Source organism: Pseudonocardia sp. HH130629-09 (assembly GCF_001294645.1).
Lineage (GTDB): Bacteria > Actinomycetota > Actinomycetes > Mycobacteriales > Pseudonocardiaceae > Pseudonocardia.
Map to the genome: position 1 here is coordinate 4,321,180 of NZ_CP011868.1, position 17,270 is coordinate 4,338,449.

A 17,270-nucleotide genomic window follows, 5' to 3' on the forward strand; every position below is an offset into this window, starting at 1 on the left:
GCCGTGGGGCGGCGACCACCCCCCCGGCCCCGCGTACGGTGGACGCCATGAGCGACGTCCCCTTCGGCTTCGGCCCCGCCGACCGTGACCCCGACCGCGAGCCCGGCGACCAGCCCGACTCGGGTTCCGGCGACGCCTCCGGCAAGGACGGGGGTGCGTCGGGCACGGGTGGGAAGGGTGAGCCCGAGGGCCCGAAGGACCCGTTCGGCTTCGGGTCGCACCCGCAGTCCGACGACCCCTCGGGGCCGTCCGGCGGCGCGGGCCAGAACCCGTTCGCGGCGTTCGGCACGGGCGGGCTCCCCGGCATGCCGGGTATGCCCGGCGGCGGCCAGTTCGACATGAGCCAGCTCGGCCAGATGCTGTCCCAGCTCGGCCAGATGCTCTCCAGCAGCGGCTCCGGCGACGGCGGGCCCGTCGACTACGACCTCGCCGCCCAGATCGCCACCCAGCAGCTCGCGCAGTCGACGTCGTCGCTCACCGACGCTCAGCGCAGCGGGGTCGCCGAGGCCGTGAAGCTCGCGGAGCTGTGGCTCGATCCGGCGACGTCGTTCCCCTCTTCCGGCGGCGAGGTGAAGGCCTGGACGCCCTCGGACTGGGTGCGGGCCGGGATGCCGACCTGGAAGCGGCTCTGCGACCCGGTGGCGACGCGGCTGTCCTCGGCCTGGGTCGAGGGTCTGCCCGAGGAGGTCCGCGGCGCGGCCGGCCCGATGCTGGGGATGCTCGGCAAAATGGGCGGGATGGCGTTCGGCAGCCAGCTGGGCCAGGGCCTGGCCCAGCTCGGCAAGGAGGTGCTGACCTCCACCGACCTCGGCATCCCGGTCGGCCCGGAGCGCACGTCGGCCCTGCTGCCCGAGGCCGTCGCCCGGTTCACCGAGGGCCTGGACCGCCCGGCCGGCGAGGTCACGCTCTTCCTCGCCGCGCGCGAGGCCGCCCACCAGCGGCTGTTCACCCACGTGCACTGGCTGCGCGAGCGGCTGCTCGGCGCCGTCGAAGAGTACGCCCGCGGCATCACCGTGGACACCTCACGGATCGAGGAGCTCGCCCGCGGGATCGACCCGTCGAACCCGGAGTCGATCCAGGAGGCCATGCAGTCCGGCATGTTCGAGCCGGAGGACACCCCGGCGCAGAAGGCGGCGCTGGCCCGGCTCGAGGCCCTGCTCGCCCTGATCGAGGGCTGGGTGGACACCGTCGTCGCCGAGGCCCTGGCCGAGCGCCTGCCCGGGGCCGAGGCGATGCGCGAGACGATGCGTCGCCGCCGCGCCTCGGGCGGACCCGCGGAGCAGGCGTTCGCGACGATCGTCGGGCTGGAGCTGCGGCCGCGGAAGCTGCGGGCCGCGGCGGACCTGTGGAAGCTCCTGGGCGCCGAGCGCGGCGTCGAGGGTCGCGACGCGGTCTGGGCCCACCCCGACCTGATCCCGTCGGCCGACGACCTGGACGACCCGGCCGCCTTCGTGCGCGGCGGCACGGCAGGCGGGGCCGTCCCGGACGACCCGATCGCCGAGCTGGAGCGCCAGATGGCGGCCGACGCGGAGAAGGACGCGGCGAACGACGCAGACAAGAGGGCCGAGTCGGCCGGGCCGTCGGAGAAGCCCTCCACGGAGGACACCGACGGCACCGACGGCGAGGACGGGTCGGGCCGGTCGGGCTCCTGAGCCCGGCTCAGGTCCCGGTCGCGCGGACCGGCTCCACCCCGGGGCCGGTCCCGCCGAACCCGCCGACCTCTCCGTCCGCGTCGGCGGACCCGTCGGTCTCGTCGGCGGTGGCCTGGTCGCCGTCGACACCGCTGATGCCGAGTTCGGCGGCGGCGTTGAGGCCCTCCAGGTAGCCGATGGCCCGCTCGGTGCGCGGGTAGCGGCGCACCCAGGACCAGAACACGTCGTCGTGCGCGGCGGACAGCAGGTGGGCCAGCTCGTGCACCAGCACGTAGTCGACGACCCAGCCCGGCGCGTCCCGCAGACGTTCGCTGATCCGGATGGTGGCGTCGTCGGGGGTGCAGGACGCCCAGCGCGTGCGCATCACCGGCACCCACCGGATCGACGACGGCCGCGCCCGCCCCTCCAGCCAGCGCTTCGACAGCTCCTGGCCGCGGCGCATCAGGGCCTCGTCGTTGTCGCGGCCCGGTGAGCGGCGACGTGCCTCGCTCGCCTCGACCCGCTTCACCATCTCCGCGACCCAGTCGCGTTCCTGCTCGGGGGACATCCAGCCCGGGATGAACACGACGAGCCGCTCCCCCTCCCGTCGGGCACTGACCATGCGCTTCCGGCGGGCGCTGCGTCGGACCTCTACCGGGGGACTCGCCATGGCTCCAGGGTAGGCCGCCGCGGTTCGCGGGTGCTAACGGCGCGGACGCGTTCCGGCCCCGTCGCCACGCGGACCGGGCACCGTGGCCCGGGTGACCGGACTGCCCCCACGGCTCGCACTCGCCGCCCACCTCGCCGTCCTCCCCGCCGGGCCGCGGGCCCGCCGGATCGGGTCCGGCCCACCGCGCGCCCGGCTGCTGGAGGAGCTGTCCCCCGCCGCCGTCGCCGCGCTGGACCGGCTCGTCGACGGGCCGTGCGTGACCGGTGCGCTCACCCGGGGCGACGACGAGGTCGCGGTGCTGCTCGCCGTCCTGTGGCGGGCGGGGCTGCTCGCCGACCCGGACGTCGAGGACCGGGTCCGGCGGCGCCGGGAGGGCACGCTCGTCGAGGTCCGCGGCGCGGACGCACTCGCCGTGGCGGTCGTCGCCGGGCTGGCCCGGGCCGGGATCGGACAGATGTACCCGCAGGTCCACGGCGTGACGGGCGCCGACGACGTCCTGGCCGGGCTGCCGGTGGGGCCGGGCCGGGACCGCGAGGTCGAGCTGCGTGCCTTCCTGCGCGACGCGGGCGTCGGCACCGATCCGCCCCGGCGGGTCCCCGCGGACCTGGTGGTGCTCGTCGGCGACGGGCCGCTGCCGCCGGAGTCGCCGATGGAGCATCTGTTCGTGGCCCTGCGCGACGGCTGCGGCGCGGTCGGGCCGCTCGTCCTGCCCGGCCGGGGGCCGTGTCCCGACTGCGCCGGGGCGCCCGGCACGGCCGGGGTGCCGTCGTCGGCGGCACCGCACGTGCTGGTCGCGACGGCGGCGGTGGCGGTCGGTCAGGTGCTCGCCGCCGTCGACGGGCCGGTGCGCGGCGGGGCGCCGCCCGCGTCGTGGGGAGCGGTACTGGAGGTCGACGCGGAGGCGGCGACGGTCGTCACCCGACCGGGCTTCCGACGCCCCGGCTGCCCCTGCGGCACAACGGCCGGGCCGCTACCGGCCGGTGCGCCGGGGCCCACCGCGCCGTGCGGGACCACCCCGGCCGGGTGGACAATCATGGTGTGAGCGACATTCCCCGACGGACCGTCTCGCGCACCGCCAAGCTCGCCGGCCTCCCGCTCGGCGTCGCCGGACGTGCCGCGGCAGGATTCGGGCGCCGTCTCACCGGTGGTGACCGCGACGAGATCGCCGCCCAGCTCGCGGCCAAGAGCGCCGAGCAACTGTTCGAGGTGCTCGGCGAGCTCAAGGGCGGAGCGATGAAGTTCGGTCAGGCGCTGAGCGTGTTCGAGGCGGCCGTGCCCGACGAGTACGCCGAGCCCTACCGCGAGGCACTCACCAAGCTGCAGGCCGCGGCGCCGCCGATGCCCATGGCCGACGTCGACTACATGCTCACCCAGCAGTTCGGGCGGTCGTGGCGGTCCCGGTTCGCCGACTTCGACGAGACCCCTGCCGCCTCGGCCAGCATCGGCCAGGTGCACCGCGCGGTCTGGAAGCGCGACGGTCGCGAGGTCGCCGTCAAGGTGCAGTACCCCGGCGCCGAGGAGGCTCTGCGCTCGGACCTGCGCCAGCTCGGGCGGATGAGCCGCATCCTGCAGCCGCTGGTCCCCGGGATGGAGATCAAGCCGCTGGTCGCGGAGCTCAAGGACCGCATGGAGGAGGAGCTCGACTACCGCGACGAGGCCGCCTACCAGCGCGAGTTCGCCGCGTTCTACGAGGACGACCCGGACGTGAAGATCCCCCGCGTGGTCGGGTCCGCACCCAAGGCCGTCATCACCGAGTGGGTGCAGGGCCGTCCGCTGGCCTCGATCATCCGCGACGGCACCCGCGAGGAGCGCGACCACGCGGGCAACCAGCTGGCCCGTTTCCACTACTCCGCGCCGGACCGCGCACACCTGCTGCACGCCGACCCGCACCCCGGCAACTTCGGGATCCTCGACGACGGCCGCCTGCTCGTCCTCGACTTCGGGGCCGTCGCCCGGATGCCCGACGGCATGCCTCCCGAGCTGGTCACGATGACCAAGTACGCGCTCGAGAGGCGCAGCGGCGACCTGATGGCCCTGATGCGCTCGGCCGGGTTCGTCCGCGAAGGCGCCCGGATCGAGTCCGGGCAGATCCTCGGCTACCTCGCACCCTTCACCGAACCGCTGGGGACCGAGGAGTTCCACTTCAGCCGCCGGTGGATCCAGCAGCAGGCCGAGCGGGTCGGTGACCTCCGCAGCCCGGAGGCGGCCATCGGCCGGTCGCTGAACCTGCCCCCGCGGTTCCTGCTGGTGCACCGGGTGACGATGGGGACCGTCGGCATCCTGTGCCAGCTCGACTCCCACGTACGGCTGCGGGAGATCGTCTCCGAGTGGCAGCCGGAGATGTTCGAGCCGGACGCCCCCACGGGCTGACCCCCCTCGCTCCAACGGTCCTCCGGGCAGGGGTGTGCTGTCGTCGCTGTGCTCTGCTCACGGATACGCAGCACTGCAGGTGAGCGCGGTCTCCGGGTTCGTTGCGTAGCCAGGGACGTCCGGTCGGGCGCGGCCCGGCCGGGCCGCCACCACTGCGCGCTCGACGGGGTTCTCCCGGCGCGTCGACCAGGTGCCACCCCGACGACTCGGCATCCGGTTCACTCGAACCGGACGGCCGCACCATCACCCAATTGACATACCGGTGGTATGCTGAGTTCGTTCACATACCGCCGGTATGCAAAGAGGGTGCGCCGTGCTCCACAGCTGCTACCCGGTCCTCGCGACGGCCGACCTCCCGGCCGCCCGCGCGTTCTGGACCGGGCCGATGGGATTCGAGAGCGTCTTCGACGCCGACTGGTACGTCAGTCTCCGGCGCGGGCGCTTCGAGCTCGCCCTGCTCGACCGGGACCATCCGACGATCCCGGCGGCGTACCGCGGCCGGTCGGCCGGCGGGATGCTGGTGAACATGGAGGTCGACGACGTCGACGCCGAATGGGACCGCCTCGTCGTCCGCGGCGGCCTGGAGGCCCTGCTCCCGGTGCGGGACGAGGCCTTCGGACAGCGGCACTTCATCGTCGCCGGGCCGGACGGGGTGCTGGTCGACGTGATCACCGAGATCGCCCCGTCGCCGGAGTTCGCCGACGCCTTCGCCGGCTCGCAGGCTCCCTGAGCTGCGGTGCTGCGTATCGGTGAGCAGAGCACAGCGACGAGCAGGCACCCTCCCACCCGCGGCACGGCAGGTCCCGGACACGACGGTGCCCCGCCCGGACGCGGGTCCGGACGGGGCACCGACGGATCGACCGTGGGATCAGCCGGCGCGCAGCCGCGCCCGCTCGGCTCGGGAGGCGGCCCAGGCCGCGATCCAGGACCAGCCGCGGCCCGCGGTGATCCGGCGCGCGAGCCGGTGCTCGGCCGCCACCCGTTGCGCTTCCTGCTGATGGGATCTCGCCAACGCTTCCTGGATGAGCGTCATCACGTTCTCCTGGTTCACGAGGTGGGACGAACGGTCGGTGTGGGACATCGGTCGCACGGCCGGTGCCGGCTTCAGGTCGTTCATGTCGGTCTCCTCGGGTCTGGTGGGTCGGCGGTGCCGCGGTGCGGGTCGCGCCGGTGGTGCTGTGGTCAGCGGCTCGCGGCCAGGGCCAGTGCCCGGTCGCGCTCCAGGTCGGCCTTGCGGGGACGCCCCCTCGGGCGCTTGCGCGGGACCACCCGACCGTGGTCGAAGATCTCGCCTCCCCACACGCCCCACGGCTCGGCGCGCTCCAGCGCGCCGTCCAGGCAGGCCTGCCGGAGCGGGCAGCCGCCGCAGCGGGACTTGGCCTCCTCCAGCTCGGCCGGGGCCTCGGCGAACCACAGGTCGGCGTCGCCGTTGCGGCAGGGCAGGGCCGAGCCGCGGCCGGACGGCCCGCTCGGCACCGACCGGAGCCGCACCTGGTCGGGTCCGACGCCGGCGCCGGACTGCTCGGTGATCATTCCGCCGTCACACGGAACGGATCGCACGTACACGATCGACCTCCTCGATCGAACTTCTCTGCTACGGGTCAGGACCGGTCTGGTCAGGGTGTGTCATCTCTCGGGACGGAACCTGGGACAAAAAATCGGGGCCGCGGAACCCGTGTGCGTGGGTTCCGCGGCCCCGATGGGACTCGCTGGGTGCTGAGGAGGTCAGGTACCCCCTCGGCGCCCGGGAACGAACGCAGCTGTGCACTTGTCATCGAAGATCGGGCCGGCGACCGCGACCGACATGCCGCCCTGCGGGTACACCTCACCCGTGGAACGGGGCGTCGACGGCGCGAGCAGCGCCACCCCCTGCTGACGACGACGGACGCCGGACTCCGCGGTGACCGCGATGCCCGCGTGAGCGACGTCGTGCGCGACGACGGTCTGCTCCGGGACGCACACCGGGGCCGGGGCCGGGGCGGACAGGGTGGCGCCGATCAGGTCGGTCGTGTTGATCGTGCCCATCTCGTCACCTCCTGCGGTTCCGCCCGCGGTCTCCCGCGCGACGCGTCTGTGTCGGGAGCGTGGCGCTCCACCTGGTGCCGACGACACTAGAAGTGCTGCACACGGCACGGCAACCGATTATTCGAAGTCTCGCCGGAAGTTCACGCAGATCCCTACCGAAGAGGGGGACGCGCCCCCTCCGACTCGTGCTCGGCGAGCACCCGGAGCACCTCGTCGCCGTAGCGGTCCAGCTTGGCCGCGCCGATCCCCGGGATGCCGACCAGGGCCGACGGGCCGGTCGGCCGCTGCTCCGCGATCGCGGTGAGCGTGGCGTCGGTGAGCACGACGAAACCGGGCACGTCCTGCGCCTTCGCCTCCGCCGCCCGCCACTGCTTCAGCCGGTCCAGCAGCTCCAGGTCCACATCGGACGGGCAGTCGTCGCAGCGGAGGAGCTTGGTGGCGGTGGTGCCGAACAGCGGGGTCCCGCAGACGCGGCACTTGGGCCGGGCGCCCCCGGGGCGGCGCTCGCCGGCCACACGGGACGCGGGGTGCGAGTCCGGGATCAGTCCGTAGAGGAACCGCGAGCGGCGTCGCTTCGGGCCGCGCCCGGAGGCCCGGGACAGCGACCACGACGTCGACAGCACCCGCCGGGCGCGGGTGACGCCGACGTAGAACAGCCGGCGTTCCTCCTCGACGGCGGCCTCGTCGTCACCCGCGTGGCCGATGGGGAGGGTGCCGTCGGCGAGCCCGACGAGGAACACCGCGTCCCACTCCAGGCCCTTCGCGGCGTGCAGCGACGCCAGCGTGACGCCGTTGACGACGGGCGCCTGCGCGTGGTCGGCGCGGGTCTCCAGCTCCACGCACAGCCGCTGCAGGTCGGCCTGCGGCTCGACCGCGGCAAGCTCCTCGGCGACGCCGACCAGCGCCAGCAGCGACTCCCACTGCGCGCGCAGGGTGGCACCCTTCGGCGGCTCGTCGGTCAGCCCGGCGCGCGCGGTCAGCACCGCGCGGGTGACGTCGACGAGGTCGGTGCCCGGCCGCTGGTCCGGCGCCGCGGTGCGCAACGCGAGCATCGCCCGGCGGATCTCGGGCCGGTTGAAGAACCGCTCGCCGCCGCGGATCTGGTAGGGCACCCCGGCGTCGGACAGGGCCTGCTCGAACGCCTCGGACTGGGCGTTGATCCGGAAGAGCACCGCGATCTCCGACGGCTCGGTGCCGTCGTTGATCAGGGTCAGGATCCGGCCCGCGACGGCGGCGGCCTCCCCCGCCTCGTCCTCGTGCTCGGAGAAGTCCGGGTCGGGCCCCGGCGGGAGCTGCCCGACGAGCTGCAGCCGGGACCCGGCGGGCCGGTTGCGGGCCGCCCCGATCAGCTGGTTCGCGCAGCCGACGATCTGTGGGGTGGAGCGGTAGTCACGCTGCAGGCGCACGACGGCGGCGTCGGGGAAGCGGCGCGGGAACTCCAGCAGGTAGCGGGGTGAGGCGCCGGCGAAGGTGTAGATCGTCTGGTTGGCGTCGCCGACGACGGTCAGGTCGTCGCGGTCGCCGAGCCAGGCGTCGAGCAGGCGCTGCTGCAGCGGGGTCACGTCCTGGTACTCGTCGACGACGAAGCACCGGTAGCGCGACCGGAACTCCTCGGCGACGCCACCGTGCTCCTCCAGCGCGATCGCGGTGTGCAGGAGCAGGTCGTCGAAGTCGAGCTGCTCGCTCGCGTTCTTCAGCTCCTCGTACGCGGCGTAGACGGCGGCCACCTGCTCGGCCGGGCCGGGTGTGTCTCGACGGCGGCGGGCAGCCTCGGCCGCGTAGTCCGACGGGGCGACCAGCGTGGACTTCGCCCACTCGATCTCGGAGGCGAGGTCGCGCAGCGCGTCGGAGTCGGTGCCGGCCCGGGCGCGGGCGGCGGCCTGGCCGACGAGCCGCAGCTTGCCGTCGAGCAGTGGCCACGGGCTGCCACCGACCATCTGCGGCCAGAAGTAGCGCAGCTGACGCAGCGCGGCGGCGTGGAACGTCCGGGCCTGCACCCCGGACGCGTCCAGGGCACGCAGCCGGGTGCGCAGCTCCCCCGCGGCCCGGGCGGTGAAGGTGACGGCCAGTACCTGGCCGGCGGCGACATGGCCCGAGGTCACCAGGTGCGCGATCCGCCGGGTGATCGTGCGGGTCTTGCCGGTGCCCGCCCCCGCGAGGACGCACACCGGGCCGCGCGGTGCGTACACCGCGGCCCGCTGCTCGGGGTCCAGACCGTCCGCGCCGACCGGGTCCGGCACGGCGCGGGTCGCACGGGCGGGGCGGGCGGCGGATCGGGACGGCACCCACCCATCCTGACACCCACCCCCGACGGTCACGGGCCGCCCGCCCCGCCTGTCCGGGTGCCAGGCAGGTCACAGCCGACGGGGAAGAATCCGCGGAGCTGACCGGTTGTACCCGACATGGCGGACCTGACGATGTACACGACCAGCTGGTGCGGCTTCTGCCGTAGACTCAAGCTGCAGCTCGACCAGGCCGGCATCGGCTACCGCGAGATCGACATCGAGCGCGAGCCGGACGCCGCGCCGTTCGTCGAGAAGGCCAACGGCGGCAACCGCACGGTGCCGACCGTCGTGTTCCCGGACGAGTCGGTCGCGACGAACCCCAGCTTCTCCGAGGTGAAGACCCGACTCGGGGTCTGACACCTTCCCTGATCTCCCACCACGGAGCGCGACGGCCCGCCACCGGTACCTCACCGGGGGCGAGCTGTCGCTTCGTCCGTGGGGTCAGCCCCCGGCCACTGCCCAGGACTCGAGCATGGTGCGCGCGATCGAGACCTTGCCCGGCAGTATAACGACCGGGCCGTCGCCGGGGTCGGGCTCGTCCCGGGAGCCCCAGTCGCCGCGGGCCAGCGCCGCCCGCAGCGTGTCCCGGGTGATCCACAGGGCGTCGGCGATCTCGCCGTCCTGCGGGGTCAGCGGCACGTCCGGATCCCCGATCGCGTGGAAACCGACCATCAGCGACCGCGGGAACGGCCACGCCTGGCTGCCGAGGTAGCGCACGTCGGACACCGCGATGCCGACCTCCTCGGAGATCTCGCGGTGCACGCACGCCTCCAGCGACTCGCCGGACTCGACGAACCCGGCGAGCACCGAGTAGCGCCCGGCCGGCCACACCGGCTGACGGGCGAGCAGGACGCGGTCCGCGCCGTCGTGCACCAGGCAGATGATCGCCGGGTCGGTGCGCGGGTACTCCTCGTGGCCGTTGTCGCAGATCCGGGCCCACCCCGCGTTGTGCGGGCGGGTGCGGGTGCCGTCGATCGCACAGAACCGGGCGCGGTCGTGCCAGCTCAGCGTGGCGACCGCACCGGTGAGCAGCCCGGATCCGAGCGGGTCGAGGAACGCGCCGGCGGCGCGCAGGTCGGCCCACTCCCCCTCGCCGGTGAAGATGTCGCTGTCGGCGGTGCGTTCGGTCCCGACACGCACCGCCCAGTACGGGACGCCGTCGCGTTCGCCGAGCAGCACGGCCTCGGCCGGCGGCTCCGCGGCGACGTCGGTGCCCGCGCGGGTCCGGACGTGCCCGCCGCGGCCCGCCGCGTCGTCCCAGGCGGCGGCGTCGACATCGCGGAACTCGCGGCCCGGCTCGACCTCCCAGTCGACCGGGGTGCGGCCCGACTCGTCGACGACGACGACGCGTGCCGTCGCCCAGGTGTCGCGCACGTAACCGGGGTCGAGGCGCCGGTTCTCGTCGCGGGACAGCGCGTTGCGCGACAGCACCGGCTCCTCGGTCAGGGAGAAGTCCCCGCGGCTCATCGCCCGCCTCCGCGGACCACGCCGCCGAGCGCGGCGAGCGGTGGCCCGATCACGTCGGCGTCCCCGACGATCACCCCGGTGAACCGGGTCGGCGCGAACAGCGCGGTGGCGGCCTCGGCGACCTCGTCGACGGTCACCTCCTCCAGCCGGCGCGGCCGGTCCCGGAGCCAGTCGACGTCGAGCCCCGCGGCGTGCAGCGCGGACAGGGTGCCGGCCAGCGCGGACTGGCTGTCCAGCGAGATCAGCAGCGAGCCGATCCCGTAGCGACGGGCCGAGGTGACCTCCTGCTCGGCCGGCGGGACCGCCACCATGCGGCCGAGCTCGTAGCGGGTCTCCAGCAGGGCGGCGGCGGTGACGTCGGAGGCGACGTCGGCGTCGAGGCCGAGCACCGCACCGCCGGGCACGAACTCCTGGCCGGAGTGCGCGCCGTAGGTGTAGCCCTTGTCCTCCCGGATGTTCTCCATCCAGCGCGAGGAGAAGTAGCCGCCGAACACGAGGTTCGCGAGCTGGAAGGCGGTGTAGCGCTCGTCGGTGCGGTCCAGGCCGGGCGCGGTGAGGCGAAGCTGGGACTGCACGGAGCCGGGCCGGTGGACCAGTTCCAGGTCGCCCGCCCGCGGCATCGACGGGGCGGACAGCGAGCGGGCGGGGTGGTCACCGGTCCATCCCCCGAGCCGGCGGGCGACCTCGGCGATCGCGGCCTCGGGGTCGATGTCGCCGACGAGGACCAGGCTCGCGCCGTCCGGGACGACGACGTCGGCGTGCAGCTCCCGCACGCGCTCCGGGGTCACCGCGGCGACCGCCTCGGCGGTCGGCATCTCCGAGACGATCGGGTGGTCGCCGAAGCGGCGGCGCATCAGCGCCTCGCGGGCGACGGTGCGCGGCTGCGCGCGGGCGACCGCGATCCGCTCGGCCAGCCGGGATCGCTCACGGGCGACCTCGGCGTCGGGATGGGTGGCGCCGGTGAGGACGTCGGCGAGGACGTCGAGGACCGTCGGCAGTCCGGTGGCCAGCGCGGAGCCGCCCGCCTGCAGGTACTCCGGGTCGACGGCGACGCCGAGCTCCCCGCCGACCGAGGCCAGTGCGTCGTCGATGCCGATCCGGTCGCGGCCCGCGGTGCCGGTCAGGACGGTCTCGGCGAGCACCTCGGTGCCCGCGGTGCGGGCGGCGTCGGCGACCGGCTCCGGAGAGGCGGCCGGGATCCGCAGGACGGTCTCGACCAGCGGGACCCCCGGACGGTGGGCGGCCAGGACGGTCAGCCCGTTCGGAAGGGTCTCGGTGAGCACGTCCGGCAGCGGCACCTCCTTGGTCCGGCCGAGCGCGGGCAGCGGGCGGGGGCCGCGCTCGGTGCGGCCGATCTCCTCCGCGCTGCGGTGGGTGCGGGCGGCGCTCACGCAGGGCCCCCTTCGGTGTGGTTCACGGTGCCGGGACGGGTCGGGGCGCTCACGCGCCGCCGTCCCCGGGCGGTTCGGCGGCCGGCTCGACCAGCAGGACGGCCCGCCCGGAGGACCGCAGCCGGGCGGCCGCGGCGGCGACGTCGGCACCGGTCAGCGCGGCCAGCCTGCCGGGGAGCTCGACGGCGAGCTCGGCGCGGCCGTAGAGCAGCTCGCGGGCGCCGAGCCCGAGCATCCGGTACATGACGCGGTCGTCCTCGCGGTGCAGGGCGGCGACCCAGCGGGCGGTCTGGCGCGCCAGCTCCTCGGTGTCGGGGCCCTGCTCGGCGAGGCGGTCCAGCTCCTCGTCGACCGCGGCGGTGACCCGGTCCGCGGACACCTCGGCCGGGTGCACCGCGGTGATGGTGAAGGTGTCGGGGTCGCGGGCGTCGAACGGGCCGCCCATCAGGCCGTTGGACGCCGAGACGTCGGTGACCAGGGCCGCCCCGTCGGCGCCGCCGTGGACCAGGCGGCGCTGCAGCCGCGAGGCTTCGCCGTCGGCCAGGACGGTGGCGAGCATGGCGTGGGCGAGGTAGGCGTCGGGCTCGGCCGCCGGGTCGGGGACGCGGTAGCCGAGCGCGAGCGCGGGCAGTGGGGCGTGCGCGTCGGCCACCGCCTGCCGGCGCTCGGCACCGGGAGCGGGCTCGGCGAACGACGGCCGCTGCGGGACGGGCCGGGCAGGGATGTCCCCGAAGTGCCGCTCGACCAGGGCCAGGGTGCCGTCGACACCGTGCTCGGACAGGTCGCCGTGCACCGTGACCAGGGCGTTGCCCGGCGCGTAGAAGGTGTCGAAGAACGCGGCCGCGTCGTCCAGGCTCGCCTGCTCCAGCTCGGAGAAGTCGCCGTAGCCGTTGTGCGCGTTCGGGAAGGCGTCGTAGAGGACCGGGGGCAGCAGGATCCACGGGAACCCCCGTAGGGGCGGTTGTGGACGTTGAGCCGGATCTCCTCCTTCACGACGTCGACCTGGTTGCGCAGGTTCTCGACGGTGAGCTTCGGGGCCCGCAGCCGGTCGGCCTCCAGGAACAGCGCCCGTTCCAGCGCCGCGCCGGGCAGCACCTGGAAGTAGTCGGTGTAGTCCTGGTGGGTCGAGCCGTTGAAGATCCCGCCCGCGGACTGGACCTGCCGGAAGTGCTCCAGCTTCTCCAGGCTCTCGCTGCCCTGGAACATCAGGTGCTCGAACAGGTGCGCGAAGCCGGTGCGGCCCTCCGGCTCGGAACGGAAGCCCACGTCGACGTGCACCGAGACCCCGACCACCGGGGTGGCCGGGTCCGGGACGACGAGCACGCGCAGCCCGTTGGCCAGCGTGGCCCGGTGCAGCTCGAGAGCGGTTTTGTCGGCGATCACGGACACGGGAGCGAGGCTATCCCCCACCCCCGACAACCTGCCCGGTCAGGCGTGCTCGGGCGGCAGGATCACGAACTGGCGCAGTCCGAGGTCGCGGTAGGTGACCGGGCCGCGCGGGCCGGGGGTGTGGTCGACGTTGATGCCGGTCTCGGGCAGCCCGAGCAGCTTGTAGCCGTCGAGGAGCCGCGACGGCGCGTTCCAGAACACCCCGGTGCCGGTGTAGCGGTCGATGAAGCGCCGGGCGACCTGCTCGTCGGCGGCGCAGATCGTCGCGGCCAGGCCGGAGGTCTCCCGGACTGCGGTGTCGGCGGCGTCGTCCGGCCCGTCGACGACGGCGACGGTCACGTGCGCCTCCGCCCCGGAGTCCAGGGCCCACTCGTGGCTGAGCGGGTGGTCGTGCGGGGGCAGCGACAGCGCGACGCCGCGGGCGTCGAGGGCGGCCTTCGCGACCGGCAGCAGGGTGTCGTAGACGGGCCGGTCGATGAGCAGCAGGTTCAGCCGGTTGCAGACGCCGAGCCGGTCGGTCGAGTCGGTGACCAGGCGGGTGACGTCGGCCTCGGTGGCGCTGGCGTCGAGGTAGAGCACCCCGCCGCCGTCGGCGTGGGCGAGCACCCGGGTACCCGCGGTCGCGCCGAGCACCGACAGCTTGCGGGTGACGTCCCCGGACCCGCGGACGACGACCAGCGGCACCAGGTCGGGCAGCCCGACCAGTGCCTCGGCGCCGGCATGGCCGGGCAGCGGGACGAGCTGGACGGCGGCCTCGGGGAGCCCGGCGTCGGCCAGTGCGGGGCGCAGCACCTGCTCGACGAGTGCGGTGGCGCTGCCGAGCGCGGCCGACCCGGTGCGCAGGACGGCGGCGCTGCGGGCCTTGAGGACCTGCGAGGCGACGTCCACCGTCACGTTCGGTCGGGCCTCGAACACCGCGCCGATGACGCCGACCGGGATGCGTCGCTCGAACACCCGCTCGCCGGTCTCCAGCGTGCGGACCGGCCACTCGGTGGGCGGCTCGGGGGTCGCGGCGAGCACCTCGAGCTGGGTGGCGATGCCCGCGAGCCGCTCGGGGTCCAGCCGCAGCCGGTCGAGCAGACCCGCGGCCATGCCGTTCCGCTCGGCCGTCGCGACGTCGGCGGCGTTGACCTCAAGCAGCTCGTGCGCACGGTCCCGGATCAGCGACGCGGCGGCGCGCAGGGCGTCGTCGATCCGGCCCTCGCCCGCCGCGCGGACGGCCGGGGCGGCGGCCCGGGCGCGCTGCGCGGCCTCACGGACCGCGGCGTACTCCGGGGCCTCGGTCGTCTCCTGCGGGGCGGTCACGGTGCTGCTCACGCAGGTCAGGGTAGGCGGTCGCCGGCGAGGGGCCGACCCGGTATCCGGTGAGACCGCTCTGCTCACCGTGACGCAGCAGGGCCGGCGGCGGGTCAGGGCTCCGGGACGGCGTAGACAACGATGTTCGACTCGTAGCTCCGTGCGGCCGGATCGAACACCCCGCCGCAGGTGATCAGGACGAGCTGCGGGTCGCCGTCGCGGCGGAACACCTCGCGGGGCAGGTCGTGCTTGCCGTACTCGCGACGCGCGACGACCCGGTAGCCGGCGGTGCGGCCGTCGGCACCACGCACGACGACCGGCTCGCCCACGACGAGCTGCGGCAGCACCGACAGGAACCCGATGCCCTGGGTGCGCGAGTCGACGTGGCCGGCGATCACGGCGCTCCCGGTCGTGCCGCCCGGCAGGACGCCGGGTGCCCACCAGCCGACCGTGCGCACCTGCTCGGGGACGACCATCCCGCCGTCCGGGGCGGTGCCGACCGCGTCGACGGGTGCGGCCAGGCCGCGCGCGGGGAGCTCCAGGACGGCCGGGACGACCGGCGGCGACGCGGCGCCGGGCCCGGCCGCGGGGCGCGGGAAGACCGCCGAGACGGTCCACGGCTCGCGCGGCGCGATCGGGGCCCCGGGTACCGCGACCGGGTCGGGCGGCGCCAGGACCGGCAGTACCCGGGCCGCCGGCACCGCACGCGTCGCGGCGGTGGGTTCCGCGGGGACCGCCCCGAGGTCGCTCGCCTCCAGGCGGGTGTCACCGCCGAGCGCGAGACCGGCGCCGGAGCCCAGCAGGACGACGCCGAAGAGCAGCAGCGCGACCGCTCCCCGGGCGCCCCCGGCCGGGCGCCAGCGCCGACGGGTCACGCGCGGGCGCGACGCAGCCGGACGGCGCCGGCGACGAGCAGCAGCAGCCCGGCACCGCCGAGCGCGACCGGCAGCGCGACGTCGGACGCCGACGCCGCCTGGCCGCCGGTGCCGGCGTCGACGGCGGGCGAGCCGGAACCGGAGGCAGAGCCGTTGCCGGCCCCGTTGCCGGCCCCGTTGCCGGCCCCGTTGCCGGCCCCGTTGCCGGCCCCGTTGCCGGCCCCGTTGCCGGAGCCGTTGCCGGGCGCGGTCCCGTCTCCGGCGGCGTTCCCGTCGGCGCCGGAGCCGTTCCCGTCGGCATTGCCCGAGCCCGGGGTCGTGGCGCCGGCCGCGGCCGCGGCCTGGTCCAGCTTGGTCTTCAGCTCACCCAGGTTCGTCAGCTGCGCCCGGGCCTGGTCGAGCTGCTCCGGCGGCAGGCCGGGCACGTTCAGCAGCTGCTGGGCCTGGTCGCTGAGCGCTCCGACCTGGGCCTGCGCAGCCTGTAGCCAGCCCTGGTCGAACTGCTCACCGGTGCGGGCCTTCAGGTCGTCGACCTGGGCCTGGATCTCCGGGGAGACCTGGTCGGGCAGCGAGACCCCGATCGCCGACGCCAGCCCCCGCAGCTTGTCGTTGAGCTGCTGGCCCTCGCCCTGCACCTGCGGCGCGAGCTCCTTGACCGTGTTCCCGACGCCCTGCTCCAGGCCGATGCCGCCGAGCGCGGCGAGCCCGAGGGCCTTCTGGTGGGCGTCGCCGAACGCCTGGCGCGGGTCACCGACGCCCGGGACCTGCGGCAGGTTGTCCGGCAGGTTCGGCACCTGCGGAGTCTCGCCACCACAGGCGGTCAGTCCGACGAGCGCGGCCGCGGCGACGGCGGCACCGACGGTGCGGCTGATCCGGCGCGGGCTGGTCATGGTCCTACGCGTCATGCGAGTCATCCCCCGGGAGTCACTGCTAGACCTTATGGGCTATCGCCCTACCCCATGTGGCGCAGCTCCAATCGCGCGGCGGACCTGGCAGCGGCGAGTGGCTATCGCCGGCGGCTGAGCGGCGCCGGGGCCGACGGCGGCGGGACGACCGGCCCGACGTCGCCGTCGGGGGTCTCGTCCAGGTCCAGGACGACCGGGGCATGGTCGCTGGGCAGCTTCCCCTTGCGTGCCTTGCGGTCCACCCACACGGCGGCACGCCGGTCGGCAGGGCCCGATCCGGCCAGCACGAGGTCGATCCGCATCCCTTGGTCCTGGTGAAAGCGGCCGGCCCGGTAGTCCCAGTAGCTGAAGACCCGCTCGTCGGGCCAGCGCTCGCGCAGGACGTCGCGCAGCCCGGTCCCGAGCAGCGCGGCGAGCGCGGCCCGCTCGGCGGGGGTGACGTGGGTGGCGCCGTCGAACAGGGACCGGTCCCAGACGTCGTCGTCGGTGGGGGCGATGTTGACGTCCCCGGCGACGACCGTCGAGTCCGGGTCGCCCGCCGCGACCTGGTCGCGCAGCGCGGCGAGCCAGCGCAGCTTGTAGGCGTAGTGCGGGTCCTCCGGGCTGCGGCCGTTCGGCACGTACACCGAGGTGACCCGCAGTCCGCCGCAGGTGGCTGTGACGGCGCGCGCGTCCGGCTCGGCGAGCCCGCCCTCGGTGAAGGCGGGCTCGTCGGGCAGGCCGCGGACGACGTCGTCGAGCCCCACCCGCGACAGCAGGGCGACACCGTTCCACCGGCCCTGGCCGTGGTGCGCCCACGCATAGCCGCGCTCGGCCAGTGCCTCGTCGAAGCTCGCGGCGAAGTCGTCGTCGGAGAGCTTGGTCTCCTGCAGGCAGACGACGTCGGGTTCCCGTTCGTCGAGCCACGGCAGCAGCCGGGGCAGCCGGGACTTCGCGGAGTTCACGTTCCAGGTGGCCAGACGCACG

At 74.9% G+C, this 17,270-nt stretch carries 16 protein-coding genes and 1 pseudogene; 5 read left to right on the top strand and 12 right to left on the bottom strand.

Annotated features, from left to right (window positions below; genetic code table 11):
* Positions 1 to 47: 47 nt before the first annotated feature.
* Complete coding sequence (locus XF36_RS19895) at positions 48 to 1,652, top strand: zinc-dependent metalloprotease (RefSeq protein WP_060713125.1); 1,605 nt, start codon at positions 48 to 50, stop codon at positions 1,650 to 1,652.
* Between the two features lie 7 nt (positions 1,653 to 1,659).
* Here XF36_RS19895 and XF36_RS19900 read toward each other — a convergent pair whose 3' ends face one another.
* The gene (locus XF36_RS19900; protein ID WP_082375523.1) at positions 1,660 to 2,301 is read right to left on the bottom strand and encodes a M48 family metallopeptidase; all 642 of its coding nucleotides are present in this window, start codon (positions 2,299 to 2,301) and stop codon (positions 1,660 to 1,662) included.
* 91 nt (positions 2,302 to 2,392) lie between these two features.
* Here XF36_RS19900 and XF36_RS19905 point away from each other — a divergent pair, with 91 nt between their 5' ends.
* The 3 genes from XF36_RS19905 (at position 2,393) to XF36_RS19915 (ending at position 5,401) form a co-directional block, all read left to right on the top strand.
* The gene (locus tag XF36_RS19905) at positions 2,393 to 3,343 is read left to right on the top strand and encodes a hypothetical protein (RefSeq protein ID WP_145981430.1); all 951 of its coding nucleotides are present in this window, start codon (positions 2,393 to 2,395) and stop codon (positions 3,341 to 3,343) included.
* Positions 3,340 to 4,671 carry an ABC1 kinase family protein gene (locus XF36_RS19910; protein ID WP_060713127.1) on the top strand — a complete coding sequence of 444 codons (1,332 nt, stop codon included), beginning with the start codon at positions 3,340 to 3,342 and terminating at the stop codon, positions 4,669 to 4,671. The genes XF36_RS19905 and XF36_RS19910 overlap by 4 nt, the downstream gene beginning before the upstream one ends.
* 313 nt (positions 4,672 to 4,984) lie before the next feature.
* On the top strand, positions 4,985 to 5,401 hold the full coding sequence (locus XF36_RS19915; RefSeq protein WP_238588969.1) for a VOC family protein: 417 nt from the start codon (positions 4,985 to 4,987) through the stop codon (positions 5,399 to 5,401).
* A gap of 138 nt (positions 5,402 to 5,539) precedes the next feature.
* Here the strand turns inward: XF36_RS19915 and XF36_RS19920 are convergent, their stop codons facing one another.
* The 4 genes from XF36_RS19920 to XF36_RS19935 form a co-directional block, all read right to left on the bottom strand.
* Positions 5,540 to 5,788, bottom strand: coding sequence for a hypothetical protein (locus XF36_RS19920; protein ID WP_060713129.1), 249 nt, complete (start codon positions 5,786 to 5,788; stop codon positions 5,540 to 5,542).
* A 65-nt stretch (positions 5,789 to 5,853) separates the two neighbouring features.
* Positions 5,854 to 6,237: a WhiB family transcriptional regulator gene (locus XF36_RS19925; RefSeq protein ID WP_304437843.1), complete on the bottom strand. Its 384-nt coding sequence runs from the start codon at positions 6,235 to 6,237 to the stop codon at positions 5,854 to 5,856.
* Between the two features lie 159 nt (positions 6,238 to 6,396).
* Positions 6,397 to 6,696 carry a hypothetical protein gene (locus XF36_RS19930; protein ID WP_060713130.1) on the bottom strand — a complete coding sequence of 100 codons (300 nt, stop codon included), beginning with the start codon at positions 6,694 to 6,696 and terminating at the stop codon, positions 6,397 to 6,399.
* Positions 6,697 to 6,848: 152 nt separating this feature from the next.
* Positions 6,849 to 8,936, bottom strand: a complete 2,088-nt coding sequence (locus XF36_RS19935) for an ATP-dependent DNA helicase UvrD2 (RefSeq protein ID WP_060714840.1) — start codon at positions 8,934 to 8,936, stop codon at positions 6,849 to 6,851.
* Between the two features lie 162 nt (positions 8,937 to 9,098).
* Here XF36_RS19935 and XF36_RS19940 point away from each other — a divergent pair, with 162 nt between their 5' ends.
* A complete protein-coding gene (locus XF36_RS19940) occupies positions 9,099 to 9,338 on the top strand; it encodes a mycoredoxin (RefSeq protein ID WP_060713131.1) in 240 nt (79 codons plus the stop codon).
* 84 nt (positions 9,339 to 9,422) lie between these two features.
* Here XF36_RS19940 and nudC read toward each other — a convergent pair whose 3' ends face one another.
* The 7 genes and pseudogenes from nudC to XF36_RS19975 form a co-directional block, all read right to left on the bottom strand.
* Positions 9,423 to 10,448: an NAD(+) diphosphatase gene (nudC, locus tag XF36_RS19945; RefSeq protein WP_060713132.1), complete on the bottom strand. Its 1,026-nt coding sequence runs from the start codon at positions 10,446 to 10,448 to the stop codon at positions 9,423 to 9,425.
* Positions 10,445 to 11,839 carry a M16 family metallopeptidase gene (locus XF36_RS19950; protein WP_060713133.1) on the bottom strand — a complete coding sequence of 465 codons (1,395 nt, stop codon included), beginning with the start codon at positions 11,837 to 11,839 and terminating at the stop codon, positions 10,445 to 10,447. The genes nudC and XF36_RS19950 overlap by 4 nt, the downstream gene beginning before the upstream one ends.
* Before the next feature lie 49 nt (positions 11,840 to 11,888).
* Positions 11,889 to 13,228 (bottom strand): annotated as a pseudogene (locus tag XF36_RS19955) (M16 family metallopeptidase).
* A gap of 39 nt (positions 13,229 to 13,267) precedes the next feature.
* Entirely contained in the window at positions 13,268 to 14,545 is a 1,278-nt protein-coding gene (locus tag XF36_RS19960) for an aldehyde dehydrogenase family protein (protein ID WP_082375525.1), read from the bottom strand.
* Between the two features lie 92 nt (positions 14,546 to 14,637).
* The gene (locus XF36_RS19965; RefSeq protein ID WP_060713134.1) at positions 14,638 to 15,399 is read right to left on the bottom strand and encodes a class F sortase; all 762 of its coding nucleotides are present in this window, start codon (positions 15,397 to 15,399) and stop codon (positions 14,638 to 14,640) included.
* A complete protein-coding gene (locus tag XF36_RS19970; protein ID WP_168169542.1) occupies positions 15,396 to 16,304 on the bottom strand; it encodes a DUF4142 domain-containing protein in 909 nt (302 codons plus the stop codon). Before XF36_RS19970 ends, XF36_RS19965 begins: the two co-directional genes overlap by 4 nt.
* Before the next feature lie 101 nt (positions 16,305 to 16,405).
* On the bottom strand, positions 16,406 to 17,269 hold the full coding sequence (locus XF36_RS19975) for an exodeoxyribonuclease III (protein WP_060713136.1): 864 nt from the start codon (positions 17,267 to 17,269) through the stop codon (positions 16,406 to 16,408).
* Position 17,270 lies beyond the last annotated feature (1 nt).